The following is a 12,968-nucleotide window of genomic DNA, read 5'->3' as shown; positions in this document are numbered from 1 at the left end:
GACCACGCCAGGACCAGCCCCCGGTCCTCCCGCCGCTTCAGCCACCCGAGCACGCGTACCAGCCCGTCCACCCCGGCGCAGAAGAGGATCACCACGGTGAACGCGCTGTAGTGGAAGTCGGCCGCCCACCAGAGCGGCCGGTCGGACAACATCCTTTCGAGCACGAGCGGCAGAGCTGCGAACGCGAGCGGCGACAGCAGGCACAGCAGCAGCGTCGGCCAAGCAAGCAGCACGAGTGTGTCCAGTTTCGTCTCATCGCCGAGCAGCAGGCGGAAGGTGACGAGCGGATCCTTGACCAGCGCGAGGGCCGCCTCAGAGATGTTGCCGCCGAGATGGCCATAGGCCCAGAAATCCCGAGGGTCGCCCCCGGCCATCGGAATCAGGGCGCCGCGCACCAGGGCGGTCCACCCGCCGCCGACCAGCGCGAAGGAGAGACCGATCTGGCGCTCGCCGGTGACGAACAGGAAGACGCCAAAGCCGATGACCATCAGGCCCATGTCCTCCTTCACCAGCAGGAGAGCGAACATGGCCAGGTAGCACGATGTTTGCCTGCCCGCCTGAAGACGCTCGATCACGATCGCGGTGAGCAGGGGTACGAAGGCCACCTCGTGGAAGTCGAAGTTCGCCGCCTGGGCCACCGGCCACGACATGGCGTATGAGATGGCGACGAGGTAGGCGGGCGTGGTGCCGAGGAGTCGTCGGGAGTAGAGCCACAGGAATGGGATGGCGGAGGAGAAGAGCACGGCTTGGAGGACGATCAGTGTCGCCGGCCCGTTGTGGATCCAGTAGAAAGGCGCGAGCGTCGCGAGTATGGGAGAGAAGTGATCGGCGAGTTGGAGGTAGTCCGATCCACGGTCCAGCGACACACCACGCGAGGGTATGAATGGCGGGGACAGAGCGGCGTAACCGCGGACCGTCTGGTCGAAGATCACCAGGTCGAAGATGCTCGCACGGAAGGTGTGCAGGCGGACCAGGCCGAGGGTGGCGTAGACGGTGGCGGCGGCCGCGACCAGGAGTCCGACCTTGGGGCGGTGTCCGCGCAGGGCCCAGGCGATCATCCGGGCCAGGGGCGCGGGTAACGCCTGCGCCAGGCGGCCACGCCGTCCGGACGCCGCCCCGGCGGAGGTGTCGTCGTCGGTGAGGGTCACGGCGGACAACACTAGAAGATGAATCGCTTTTCACAGGAAGGGAGTAGCCGCGCCGGCCACCGCGCCAGTGCCGGCACGGCTACTCGATCACGCCTGCGGGGGCCGCCGCACCGGCGTGCGGCTCGCGGCCCCCGTGGCGGCTCAAGTGTTGTTACTCGGTCGTACTCAGGCTTACTCGAATGGCCCGGCCTACTTGGCGCAGGCGTCGCCCAGCTTGGTGGCCCCCTCGGTCGCCTTGGTCATCGCGTCCTGCATGGAGGACGGGTCAGTGGCGTCGATCTTGAACTTGCTGTAGGTGTCGGCCAGGTCGTTCAGCGCGGACGCCATCTCGGGCTTGGCCTTGCCGGCCAGCTCCTTGAGCTTGGCGGACAGGTCGTTCATCACCTTGTCGTAGGAGTTGACGTCGGCCTTGGCCAGGTTCGTGCTGAAGTCCGTGAGGACCTTCGTGGCCTCCATGCAGACGGCGAGGTTGTCGTTGCCGCCCGAGGAGGAACCCGAGTCGCTGGAGGAGGTGCTCGCCTCGGCCGCCGGAGCGCTCGCCTCGGCCGCGGTGCTGCCACCACCGGAGGACCCGCCGCAGGCGGCGAGGCTGAGGGCGGTGAGAACCGAAGCCGCGAGGACGCTGATTCGGCGAATCGTGAGGACGCTAGACATTCATCAGCCTTTGTGAGATTTGAGGTCTGTGTTGCAATTGCGACGCAGGGTACCGTAGGGACCGCGCCTTGCGGACGACTTTCATCTCGCTTACAGGCGATGCGATAGCGCGTTGAAACCGCCTCCCGGCCCCGGCTACCAATACATGACCGCCGTCTGGTTCGACTCCCACGAGGTGTAGAGGCGGGCCCGCAGCACGTAACGGCGCCCCTTGAACAGCCGCACCCTCAGCTCGGCGTTGCGCGCCTGGCCCGCGTCGTCGTCGCCCGCCAGGTACCGCAGGTCGCCCTCCACGTCCTCGAACAGCACCGTCACCATGTCGGCGGGTCCGAAGGCCCGCACGGTGTACTCCCGGCTCGCGTCCGGCTCGATCAGGAAGTCCGCCTGCTCGCCCGGCCGCAGGGCCAGCGGGCGGGACTCGAACGGCTTGAGCGTCGGCGCGTCGCTCGGGTCGAGCGGCGGGTACCACTCGCGGATGTAGGCCGCGTCGAGGTCGGAGATCGTGCCCGGCGGGTTGATGCCCGAGGTGCCGAACTCCGGCGGAGAGACGATCAGCCCCGGCCGGAACGGGTAGTGCATCACCGACTTGGCGTCCCACACCGAACCGGCCACCCGGTCCAGCTTGCGGATGATGTTGTGGAACGTCGTCTCCCTGTCCCAGAAGTTGGGCGCCCCGGCCAGCTCAGCGTAGACGGCCTCCTCGTCCCACACGATTCCGGCGAACGGGTTCTGGTGCTCGTGCATCATGCCCAGCGTGTGCCCGATCTCGTGCAGCGCGGTCTGCCGCGCCCTCGGCGCGGTCAGATCCCAACCGAAGTTCATCGTGCGCTCGCCGGTCCCGATGCCGAGCACGTCGCGCCCTACATAGGACCACGAACCGTCGCCCCGCATGAAGCCGATCCGTACCTCGGCCTCGTTGCGGTCGCGGACCTCGGTGAAGTTCAGGCCGATGCCGAGCGCCTTCCACTCGGCGAAGCTCCGGCGCACGGCGTCCTGCTGTTCCTGGGCGCCGGCCCAGGTGACGAACTCGACGCTGCCATCGGGCAGCACGACCTTGGAGCCGTCGGTCTCGGCGTCGAAGAAGTAGTAGCGCAGGGTGGTGCCGTTCACCCACTTGTCGCCTAGTTCGATGATCGCGTCCAGCCGGTTCCTGGACAGCCCTTCGGGGAGGATGCGCGGCGGGGCGGGGGGCAGCCCGCACAGGGGCACGGTGTTCTCCGTCATGGGTACCTCCTGAATGACCGCCTGAGTGCCCCACGACTCTGCGCCCCATATGCCTCGCGCGCATGAGTACCCCGCTACTCAGGTGAGATGGGAACAGCCGTCCCACGCCGGGAGTTTTCCCCTACATGGGTGACGAAAAACGCGGCCGCCTCCGGCTGGAGCCGTCGGCCAAGAGGGTGCGGGTCTATCTCGGCGGGCGCCCGGTGGTGGACACCGTGCGCGCGCTGCTGGTCTGGGAGAGTCCTTATTACCCGACCTACTACATTCCGCTCGGCGACGTACAGGACGGCCTGCTCAAGCCGACCGGCGAGACCAGGCACTCGCCCAGCAGGGGCGAGGGCCTGGTCCATTCGGCGGGCGACCGGGAGGGGGCCGCGCTGATCTACGCCGACTCCCCGATCGAGGAACTGCGCGACCGGGTGCGCCTGGAGTGGGACGCCATGGACGCCTGGTTCGAGGAGGACGAGGAGGTCTTCGTCCACGCCCGCGACCCGGGCACGAGGGTCGAGGTGCTGCCCAGCTCCCGGCACGTGCGGGTGGAGGTGGACGGCGTGACCGTGGCCGACTCCCGCAGCCCGCGCATCCTGTACGAGACCCATCTGCCGGCCCGCTACTACCTGCCCAAGACCGATGTGCGGCTGGATCTGCTGACGCCGACCGAGACGGTCACCCGCTGCCCCTACAAGGGCTGGGCGGACTACTGGTCGGTGGCCGGGCACGACGACTACGCCTGGTCGTATCGCACCCCGCTGCCGGAGAGCCAGAAGATCGCGGGCCTCATCTCCTTCTACAACGAGAAGGTGGACATCTATCTCGACGGCGTCCTGCAGGAGCGCCCCAAAAGCCCGTTCAGCTGACGGCGGGCGGATCAGGCGGGCGGATCATCAGTAGGGCAACCGGCGGCCCGACGGGGTGCGCAGGTCAAGGGGCCGCTCCTGGTGCGCGGGCCGGGGCCGGCGCACGAGCACGCGGTTTCTTTTCATCGTCCTCTCCTCTCCGCCGAGCACTGTCCGGTTACCCGGGGGCCCGCGATCTATGTGTCACCGCTCCGGGTGCCGGATGACGTGCATGACGCTCGCGACGCGCTCCGCCGCGGTCGCGACGTCCTCGGCCGGCCCGATGCGCCCGGCCCAGGAGAGCCAGAACCACCATTCGCCGTCCTCCTCGTGGGCGGCGAACACGTCCTCGGTCCTGGCCGGGGCGACCGGATTGATCACATGCAGCCGGGGGGAGGGGCCGCCCCGCGACTCCACCTCGGCCTGGAACGCGTGCGCCTCCAACTGGAGGGCGAGTCGCTGGAGGTGGTCCACGGCGTCCGCCGCGACCACCACGCCTTCTGATCTCATGCAGAGCACTCCTGCCTGGGGAGGGGTCCGCCTACCCCGGCAGGTTGCGTCCATCACGGGGGCACCGGCAATCGTCAGGTTTCCGCGAGTTCGGCGCAAGGCAGCGGAAAGTGACGCCAATTCCGTGGAAAATACGCGATTTCCGGGAACAGGGAACGCGAAACCGATTGTGGCGCACTACGCCATTATTAACATGGACGTAATACCAACGGGGAACGGTTGGGGGGCGGGCCATGGCCCGAGGCGAGCATTCGCCGGCGTGCGCACGTCGCTGGCGCGAACAGGCTGCCACCCGGCAGTGGAGCCTGTGGCAGACCGCGCAGGCGATCAACGGTTGCTGCGGGGTCAGCCTCCTCAAGGCGCACCGGCAGGCCAGGGGTTGGTCGGCGCGGCAGGCGATCGAGGAGCTGGAGGAGCTGTGCGCCCGGCAGGGCCTCGGCGAGCCGCGGGCTAGCATCGACCTGCTGAACGCCTGGGAGAACAACCGGGCCAGGCCCCGCCCGCAGACCATCGACCTGCTGGCCAGGCTCTACCAGGGCAACGCGGTCCGGCTGGGGCTGGCCGGCGACTACACCGAGGGGCCCGGCGACGGCAAGATCGTCGTGGTCGCCGCGGAGCAGGGTGAGGCGCGTCCCGCGCCGCCGGGGCGCCTGGCGTACGTCGAGCCGGTCCCGGCCGTCCCCGACATCACCGTGGACGACGACACCGAGCGCCGGGCGCTGTTCCACCACGCGCTGCTGCGCCCCGAACTCGGCCTGAACGGCCGGATGCTGGCCGAGGTCGAGCGCACTCGCCAAGGCCTGGACCGCACGCTCGCCGCCGCGACCGTCACCGAAGACCAGCTCGACATGCTCGACGAGCAGGTGGTCCGCTACCGCAGGGAGTACATCACCAGCGCCCCGCTGCCGATGCTGTACCGGCTGATGCTGGAGCTGGCCGACGTGCGCAGGCTCAGCGTCGTCCGCCAGCCCGCCGCCGCCCAGCGCCGGCTGCTCAACGCCACCACCATGCTCGCCCTGCTGTCGGCCGACGCGCTGATGAAGCTCGGCGACACCCGCCAGGCCCACGCCTGGTACGGCACCGCCCGCACCGCTTCCGACGACATGGGCGACCTGCGGTTACGCGCCCTCGTCCGCGCCCAGCAGGCGATGCTGCCCTACTACTACGGCGATCTCGGCGAGACCGTGCGCCTGGCCCGCGAGGCGCGGATGCTCGCCGGTACCGCGCCCAGTTCCCCGGCCGCGCTCGGCGCGGCGGCCGAGGCCCGCGCGCTGGCCAGGATGGGCGAGCACAAGGCGGCCAGGATCGCGCTGGCCGAGGCCGAGCAGATCTTCTCCCGGATGCCCAGGGAGGGCGGTGAGCACCTGGCCTTCCACTTCTCCGAGCGGCGGCTGCGCTTCTATCGCACCTGCACGCTGATCGAACTGGGCGAGGCCGACCAGGTGGACGACTGGGCGACCGGCGCGAGCGGCCCCTACACCATCGACCCGGCGCTGATCATGCTGGACCACGCCACCAGGCTGGCCCGCGAGGGCAACGTCCGCGACGCATGCGCGCTCGCCGAGAAGGCGCTGGCCGACGTACCGCCCGAGCACCGCACCTCGATCGTGGTCAACCGGGCCCGGGCGCTGCTCGCCGACGTACCGCCCGACCAGCGCGGGCTGGCCTCGGTGCGGCACCTCAACGCCATGATCGAGGGCGCGGGGCCGCCGCTCGCGCTGGTGTGCCGGTGAAGTCCCTGGCCGCGCCGCCGGTGCCGGTGCCGGCGCAGCGCGACACACTCGCCGCCGAGGCGGCCCATGTGCTCCGCGGGGTGTGCGCGAGTCTCGGCATCGACGCCAGGGGCGCGACGTTGCTGCGGGTGCGCAGCAACGCCGTGTTCAAGCTGCGCGATCAGATCATCGTGCGGATCGCGACGGCCCCCGACGCGGGCACCCGGCTGCCCGTGGTGCTGGCGGTGGCCCGCTGGCTGGCCGACCGCGGCTTTCCCACCGTGCGCCCGGCCGACGAGGTGGGCGAGCAGCCGGTGGTGCACGCGGGGCGGGTGGTCACCTTCTGGCGGTACGTCCCGGCCAGCGGCACCCCGACCACAGGCCAGCTCGGGGCCGTGCTGCGCGACCTGCACCGGCTGCCGGCCCCGCCGTTCGCGCTCAAACGGCTCGCCGACCCGCTGGCCGAGGTGCGCAGGAACGTGGATTGCACGGCGGCCGGCGCGGTGCTCACCCCGCGCCAGCGCGCCTGGCTGCGCGACCGGGTGGCCGAGCTGACCGCCCGCTGGGCCGACCTGGACGACGTCGGGCCGCCGGTGCTGCTGCACGGCGACGCCTGGATCGGCAACCTGCTCCGCCGCACCGACGGTGACGCGGTGCTGTGCGACTGGGACGGCGTGGCCCTCGGCCCCCGCCAGTGGGACCTGGTGCACACCTACCACGGCCAGCGCAGGTTCGGCCTGACCGCCGGGGAGGTGGACGCCTTCGCCGCCGCCTACGGCCGCGACCTGCGTGCCTGGCCCGGATACTCCACGTTGATGGAGATCAGGGACATGTACGCGGTCGGCGTCCACATCCGCAACGCGCCCGGCGACCCGTTCTCCCGCCGCGAACTTCCGCGCCGCCTCGATTCGCTGACCAAGGGCGACGGCCACGCCCGGTGGTACATGTCGCCCGCCTGAGGTCCGCGTAGGGTGACGTCCGTGAGCATGAGCGTCGCGGCCAAGGTGACGGCGGTCCTCGGCGCCTTCCTGCCGGGCGACGTACGACTGACGCTCACCGAGATCTGCCGCCGGGCCGGTCTGCCGCTGACCACCGGGCACCGGCTGGTCGGCGAGCTGACCGCGCGCGGTTTCCTGGAACGCCTGCCCGAGGGCTCCTACCGGGTGGGCCGGCTGCTGTGGCGGATCGGCGCGCAGGCCGCCGAGCCACGGGAGCTGCGCGAGCTGGCCCTGCCGTACATGGCCGAGCTGTACGCGACGACCAGGGAGAACGTCCAGCTCGCGGTGCTCGGCCAGGACCGCGTGCTGTGCCTGGAACGGCTGCGCGGGCCGCACTCGGTGCCGGTGTTCTCGCGGGTCGCGGGCGAACTCCCGCTGCACGCGACGGGCGTCGGCAAGGTGCTGCTCGCCTTCGCCGCCGAGGAGACCGTGGAACGCGTGCTGGCCGCCCCGCTCGCCGCGGTCACCCCCAACACGATCACCGACCCGGGACGGCTGCGCGCCGAACTGGCCGAGGTCCGCCGTAGCGGCCTGGCCCACACCCAGGAGGAGATGTCGATCGGCACGCTGTCGGCGGCGGCCCCGGTGCGCGACGGCGACGACCGCGTGGTGGCCGCGCTGTCGGTCGTGGTGTGGCGGCACAGCGCCGACCTGCGCCGCCTGGACCCGGCGGTACTGGGCGCGGCCAGGGCGCTGTCCCGCGACCTCGCCGCCATCTCCTGAACCTCTTGAGGCAGGGTCTTCCGCTCAGCGGAAGACCCCCGGGTGCGCGCATGATCGAACAGAGCATGCTCGACTCATGCGAACTCAGGTCGGGATCGTCGGCGCGGGCCCCGCGGGACTGCTGCTGTCCCATCTGCTGCACCTGCGCGGCATCGACTCGGTCGTCCTCGAACTGCGCGACCGCGACCACTGCGAGCGCCGGGTCAGGGCGGGCGTGCTCGAACAGGGCACGGTGGACGTCCTGACCGCCGCCGGGGTCGGCGACCGGCTGCGCCGCGAGGGCCTGCCGCACCACGGCATCGAGCTGCGGTACGGCGGGGCGGGTCACCGCATCGCGTTCGAGGAGCTGGTCCCCGGCCGGAGCATCACCGTCTACGGGCAGCAGGAGGTCGTCAAGGACCTGATCGCCGCCCGGCTCGCGGCCGGCGGGAAGATCCTGTTCGACGTGCCGGACGTCAAGCCGCACGACCTCACCGGCTCGCCGTACCTGACCTTCGGCGGCGAGGTGCTGGAGTGCGATGTGATCGCCGGCTGCGACGGTTTCCACGGGGTGACCCGCGCCGCCGTGCCGCAGGGCGAGCTGACCGTCTTCGAGCGCGACTACCCCTTCGCCTGGCTGGGCGTGCTGGCCCGGGTGGCGCCGTCCGCCGAGGAGCTGATCTACGCCAGGACCCCGCGCGGCTTCGCCCTGCACAGCATGCGCTCGCCCGAGGTCAGCCGGTTCTACCTACAGGTGCCCAAGGACGAGCGCGAGGACGCCTGGCCGGACGAGCGGATCTGGTCCGAACTGGCCGCCCGCCTTGAGACCGTGCCCGGGTTCACGCTGAAGACCGGCCCGGTCATCGAGAAGTCGGTCACCCCGATGCGGTCGTTCGTCTCCGAGCCGATGCGATACGGCGGTCTCTACCTGGCCGGCGACGCCGCCCACATCGTGCCGCCCACCGGGGCCAAGGGGCTCAACCTGGCCGTCGCCGACGTGACCGTGCTGACCGACGCGCTGGCCCAGTGGTACGAGACCGGCTCGGCCGCCGGGCTGGACGCCTACTCGGAGACCTGCCTGCGCCGGGTCTGGCGCGCCCAGCACTTCTCGTGGTGGATGACGAACCTGCTGCACACCTTCGCGGATGAGGACCCCTATGGCGAAAGGTTGCAAACCGCCTATCTAGACTACGTGACCTCGTCAACAGCGGCTGCGACCACGCTCGCCGAGAACTATGTGGGGATGGTGTGGTGAACAAACTAGTCGGATCGGCCGCGGAGGCGGTGGCGGACGTCTTTCCCGGGGCCTCGCTCGCGGTCGGCGGTTTCGGCCTGTGCGGAGTGCCCACGGTGCTCATCGACGCACTGCACGAACAGGGCGCCGGAGACCTGTCGGTGGTGTCCAACAACTGCGGCGTGGACGGCGGCGGCCTCGGCCTGCTGCTCGCCGCCGGGCGGATCTCCCGCGCCACCGGGTCCTACATCGGGGAGAACAAGGAGTTCGCCCGCCGGTACATGGCCGGTGAGATCGAGGTGGAACTGATCCCGCAGGGCACGCTCGCCGAGCGGCTGCGGGCCGGGGGCTGCGGCATTCCCGCCTTCTACAGTCCCGCGGGGGTCGGCACGATGGTGGCCGAGGGCGGCATGCCCTGGCGCTACAACGCGGACGGCAGCGTGGCCGTCGCCTCCCCGCCCAGGGAGACGCGGGTCTTCGGCGGGCGGGAGTACGTGCTGGAGGAGAGCATCACGACCGACTTCGCGCTGGTCCGCGCGGCCAAGGGCGACCGGCACGGCAACCTCCACTTCGCCAAGTCGGCGCGCAACTTCAACCCGCTGTGCGCGATGGCGGGCCGGGTGGCGATCGCCGAGGTCGAGGAACTGACCGAGCTGGCCCCCGAGGACGTCCACCTGCCCGGGATCTTCGTGCAGCGGGTGCTGCACGTCGGACAGGTGGAAAAGCACATCGAGAAGCGGAGGACCCGCCGTGCCCTGGACGCGTGACCAGATCGCCGCGCGGGCGGCGGCCGAACTCAGCCCCGGCGACTATGTCAACCTCGGCATCGGCCTGCCCACGCTGCTCGCCGACCACGCGCCGGACGGCGTGTGGCTGCAATCGGAGAACGGCGTGCTCGGCGTCGGCCCCTACCCGTCCGAGGACGAGGTCGACCCCGACCTGATCAACGCGGGCAAGGAGACCATCACGGTGCTGCCCGGCGCGTCGTACTTCGACTCCTCGCTGTCGTTCGGCATGATCCGCGGCGGCCACGTAGACCTCGCCGTACTCGGCGCCATGCAGGTGTCGGCGCGCGGCGACCTGGCCAACTGGGCGATCCCCGGAAAGATGATCAAGGGCATGGGCGGCGCGATGGACCTGATCCACGGCGCCCGGCGGGTGCTGGTGCTGATGGAGCACACCGCCAAGGACGGCAGCCCCAAGATCGTCAAGGAGTGCTCGCTGCCGCTCACCGGCGCGGCCTGCGTGCACCGCATCATCACCGACCTCGGGGTGCTCGACGTCACCGGCGACGGCCTGCGCCTGGTGGAGACGGCCCCCGGCGTGAGCGGAGACGAGATCCGCGAACGCACGGAGGCACCCGTACTGATCTGACCATTTGAAGGGACATGTCGTGATCAGCGATCCGCACCCGCCCTATCTGCACCCCCCATACGCCAGCACCGTGCTGCGGGCCCCCTCCCAGCACCTGGTGGCGGCCAAGCTCGACCCCGAGGCCGTCGAACTGGTCGACCCGGTCTACGGCCACCAGACGGTCGCCGACCTGGACCACGACCTGACCAGGCGGCACGGGGGCGAGCCGCTGGGGGAGCGGATCATCGTGACCGGGCGGGTGCTGGACGAGGACGGCCGTCCCGTACGGCGGGCGCTGGTCGAGGTCTGGCAGGCCAACGCGGCCGGCCGCTACTCCCACGACCTCGACCGGCACCCCGCCCCCCTCGACCCCAACTTCACCGGATTCGGCCGGTGCCTGACCGACGACGAGGGCCGGTACCGGTTCGTCACGATCAAGCCGGGCGCCTACCCGTGGCGCAACCACCCCAACGCCTGGCGTCCCGCGCACATCCACTTCTCGGTGTTCGGCACGCAGTTCGTGCAGCGGCTCGTCACCCAGATGTACTTCCCGGGCGACCCGCTCTTCGCGCACGACCCGATCATGGGCTCGGTGCCCGACCCCTCGTCGCTGATCGCGGCGTTCGACCTCGCGACCACCGAACCGGAGTGGGCGCTCGGCTACCAGTGGGACATCGTGCTCAGGAGGGAGGCGTGATGGCTGGCACGCCGACGCCGTCGCAGACCGTGGGGCCGTTCTTCGGGCACGCCCTGCCGTACCCCGAGGGGCCGTGGGCCGTCCCCGAGGACCACCCGGACGCGATCGAGCTGCGCGGGCGGGTCCTCGACGGCGCGGGCGCGCCCGTGCCGGACGCGCTGCTGGAGATCTGCCAGCCTGGGATCTTCGGGCGCTGCCCGACCGACCCCGAGGGCCGGTACGTCTTCCGCACCGCCCGCCCCGCCACCTACATCTCGATGCTGGTGTTCGCCAGGGGCCTGCTCAAGCCGGTGTGGACCCGCGTCTACCTGGACGCCGACGACCCGTTCCTGGCCACCCTCGACGAGCCGCGGCGTGCGACGCTCGTGGCCCGCCTGGAGGACGGGTTCTACCGCTTCGACGTGCGCCTGCAAGGTGCGGGCGAGACGGTGTTCCTGGCGGTCTAGCCCTATTGCTCGATGGTGGACATGTTCGCGTACCGGGCGCCGCGGGCGGCGCCCGCCGGTACGGCCTTCTCCAGGGCCGCGAGCTGGTCCGGCGTCAGCGTGATGTCGGCGGCGGCGGTGTTCTCCTCCAGGTAGCGCAGCCGCTTGGTGCCCGGGATCGGGATCACGTCGTCGCCGCGGGTCAGCAGCCACGCCAGCGCGAGCTGCGCGGGCGTGCAGCCGGCCTCCTCGGCGATCGCGCGGACCTCGGCGACCAGCGCCAGGTTGTGCTCGATCGCGTCCGGGGCCATCCTGGGCGCGGACCTGCGGAAGTCGTCGGCCGACAGGTCATCGGCCGAGGCCACCGCGCCGGACAGGATGCCGCGGCTGATCGGGGAGTAGGCCACCAGCGCGATGCCCAGCTCCCGGGCGACCGGCAGGATGTCCTCCTCCAGACCCCTGGTGAACAGCGAGTACTCGCTCTGCAGGGCGGCGATCGGATGCACCGCGGCGGCCTTGCGCAAGGTGTCCGCGCTGACCTCCGACAGCCCGAGGTGACGGACCTTGCCCGCCGTCACCAGCTCGGCCATCGCCCCCACCGACTCCTCGATGGGCACGTCCGGGTCGCGGCGGTGCATGTAGTACAGGTCGATGTGGTCGACGCCGAGCCGCCTGAGCGAGGCGTCGCAGGCGGCCCGGATGTAGGCCGGGCTGTTGTCCACGCCCCGGGCGGCGGGGTCGTCACTGCGCACGATGCCGAACTTGGTGGCCAGCACCACCTCGTCCCTGCGCCCGGTGACGGCCCTGCCGACGAGTTCTTCGTTGTGGCCCCTGCCGTACATGTCGGCGGTGTCCAGGAAATCGACGCCGAGGTCCAGCGCCCTGTGGATGACCGCGATCGACTCCGCATCATCGGCGGCCCCGTAGAACTCCGACATGCCCATGCAGCCCAGGCCGATACCGGATACCTCCGGGCCCCCGTTTCCCAGTCTGCGAGTGATCATTCCATCTCCAGATACATGGTTATCTTGGCTTCGACGGTCTTGAGATCGTCATTGAGTTGGGAGATGCAGGCCAGCACCCGTTCCCGGTGCGCCTCCAGCATCAGCCGCCTGGCCCGCACGGTGGACGGGCCCTCGCGCATCAGCTCGGCGTAGCGGCACATGTCGGCGATCGGCATGCCGGTCTGCCGGAGCTTGGTCAGGAATTCGAGCCAGCCGAGGTCGGCCTCGGAGTACACGCGGTGGCCGGTCACATCGCGGTGTACCTCGTGGATGAGCCCGATGCGCTCGTAGTAGCGCAGGGTGTGCGCGCTCAGCCCGGACCGCGCGGCGGCCCCCTGAATTCCCAGCCCCGTCTCCATGCCCCGAGCCTCCCCGTTAGAGCGCGCTCGAAGTCAAGCACCCCCGTTCTTCTGCTCAGGTACCGAGCACACAATCGTCTTCGCTTCGCTCAGTCGCCCTCTCCCATGCCGG

General features: G+C 70.6%; 15 protein-coding genes. 9 read left to right on the top strand and 6 right to left on the bottom strand.

Translation table 11 applies throughout. From position 1 onward, the window contains the following. From C1I98_RS05415 to C1I98_RS05400, 3 genes are all read right to left on the bottom strand, one after another. Positions 1–1,148, bottom strand: a 1,148-nt coding sequence (locus tag C1I98_RS05415; protein WP_233507195.1) for a DUF2079 domain-containing protein, incomplete at its 3' end; no start/stop codon positions are given. A gap of 189 nt (positions 1,149–1,337) precedes the next feature. Further along, a complete protein-coding gene (locus C1I98_RS40340) occupies positions 1,338–1,802 on the bottom strand; it encodes a DUF8711 family protein (protein ID WP_146607295.1) in 465 nt (154 codons plus the stop codon). A gap of 135 nt (positions 1,803–1,937) precedes the next feature. Then, entirely contained in the window at positions 1,938–3,026 is a 1,089-nt protein-coding gene (locus C1I98_RS05400) for a M12 family metallopeptidase (protein WP_111165957.1), read from the bottom strand. A 125-nt stretch (positions 3,027–3,151) separates the two neighbouring features. On the opposite strand from C1I98_RS05400, the gene C1I98_RS05395 reads away from it, so the two are divergent. Beyond that, a complete protein-coding gene (locus C1I98_RS05395) occupies positions 3,152–3,883 on the top strand; it encodes a DUF427 domain-containing protein (RefSeq protein WP_111165956.1) in 732 nt (243 codons plus the stop codon). 183 nt (positions 3,884–4,066) lie between these two features. On the opposite strand, the gene C1I98_RS05390 is transcribed toward C1I98_RS05395, so the two are convergent. Beyond that, on the bottom strand, positions 4,067–4,372 hold the full coding sequence (locus tag C1I98_RS05390) for a hypothetical protein (RefSeq protein ID WP_111165955.1): 306 nt from the start codon (positions 4,370–4,372) through the stop codon (positions 4,067–4,069). A gap of 233 nt (positions 4,373–4,605) precedes the next feature. On the opposite strand from C1I98_RS05390, the gene C1I98_RS43585 reads away from it, so the two are divergent. The 8 genes from C1I98_RS43585 (at position 4,606) to C1I98_RS05350 (ending at position 11,514) form a co-directional block, all read left to right on the top strand. Continuing rightward, a complete protein-coding gene (locus C1I98_RS43585) occupies positions 4,606–6,105 on the top strand; it encodes a helix-turn-helix domain-containing protein (RefSeq protein ID WP_233507194.1) in 1,500 nt (499 codons plus the stop codon). Further along, positions 6,102–7,043, top strand: coding sequence for a phosphotransferase enzyme family protein (locus tag C1I98_RS05380; protein WP_233507193.1), 942 nt, complete (start codon positions 6,102–6,104; stop codon positions 7,041–7,043). The genes C1I98_RS43585 and C1I98_RS05380 overlap by 4 nt, the downstream gene beginning before the upstream one ends. Before the next feature lie 27 nt (positions 7,044–7,070). Continuing rightward, positions 7,071–7,805 (top strand): IclR family transcriptional regulator, encoded by a 735-nt coding sequence (locus tag C1I98_RS05375; RefSeq protein WP_111165953.1) that lies wholly within the window; start codon positions 7,071–7,073, stop codon positions 7,803–7,805. Between the two features lie 76 nt (positions 7,806–7,881). Beyond that, positions 7,882–9,039 carry a 4-hydroxybenzoate 3-monooxygenase gene (locus C1I98_RS05370; RefSeq protein WP_111165952.1) on the top strand — a complete coding sequence of 386 codons (1,158 nt, stop codon included), beginning with the start codon at positions 7,882–7,884 and terminating at the stop codon, positions 9,037–9,039. Continuing rightward, complete coding sequence (locus C1I98_RS05365) at positions 9,036–9,785, top strand: CoA transferase subunit A (RefSeq protein WP_111165963.1); 750 nt, start codon at positions 9,036–9,038, stop codon at positions 9,783–9,785. The genes C1I98_RS05370 and C1I98_RS05365 overlap by 4 nt, the downstream gene beginning before the upstream one ends. Next, on the top strand, positions 9,769–10,392 hold the full coding sequence (locus C1I98_RS05360) for a CoA transferase subunit B (RefSeq protein WP_111165951.1): 624 nt from the start codon (positions 9,769–9,771) through the stop codon (positions 10,390–10,392). The genes C1I98_RS05365 and C1I98_RS05360 overlap by 17 nt, the downstream gene beginning before the upstream one ends. A gap of 19 nt (positions 10,393–10,411) precedes the next feature. Further along, positions 10,412–11,068, top strand: a complete 657-nt coding sequence (gene pcaH / locus C1I98_RS05355; protein ID WP_111165950.1) for a protocatechuate 3,4-dioxygenase subunit beta — start codon at positions 10,412–10,414, stop codon at positions 11,066–11,068. Continuing rightward, positions 11,068–11,514 (top strand): peptidase associated/transthyretin-like domain-containing protein, encoded by a 447-nt coding sequence (locus tag C1I98_RS05350; protein WP_111165949.1) that lies wholly within the window; start codon positions 11,068–11,070, stop codon positions 11,512–11,514. Before pcaH ends, C1I98_RS05350 begins: the two co-directional genes overlap by 1 nt. Before the next feature lie 2 nt (positions 11,515–11,516). Here the strand turns inward: C1I98_RS05350 and C1I98_RS05345 are convergent, their stop codons facing one another. Both C1I98_RS05345 and C1I98_RS05340 read right to left on the bottom strand, forming a co-directional pair. Then, positions 11,517–12,497 (bottom strand): aldo/keto reductase, encoded by a 981-nt coding sequence (locus C1I98_RS05345; RefSeq protein WP_111165948.1) that lies wholly within the window; start codon positions 12,495–12,497, stop codon positions 11,517–11,519. Next, positions 12,494–12,856 carry a MerR family transcriptional regulator gene (locus C1I98_RS05340; RefSeq protein ID WP_111165947.1) on the bottom strand — a complete coding sequence of 121 codons (363 nt, stop codon included), beginning with the start codon at positions 12,854–12,856 and terminating at the stop codon, positions 12,494–12,496. Before C1I98_RS05340 ends, C1I98_RS05345 begins: the two co-directional genes overlap by 4 nt. Positions 12,857–12,968: the final 112 nt, after the last annotated feature.

This window comes from Spongiactinospora gelatinilytica, assembly GCF_003236385.1.
GTDB lineage: Bacteria > Actinomycetota > Actinomycetes > Streptosporangiales > Streptosporangiaceae > Spongiactinospora > Spongiactinospora gelatinilytica.
The sequence above is the reverse complement of the archived record's forward strand: the minus strand, read 5'-3'. Positions and strand labels throughout refer to the sequence as shown.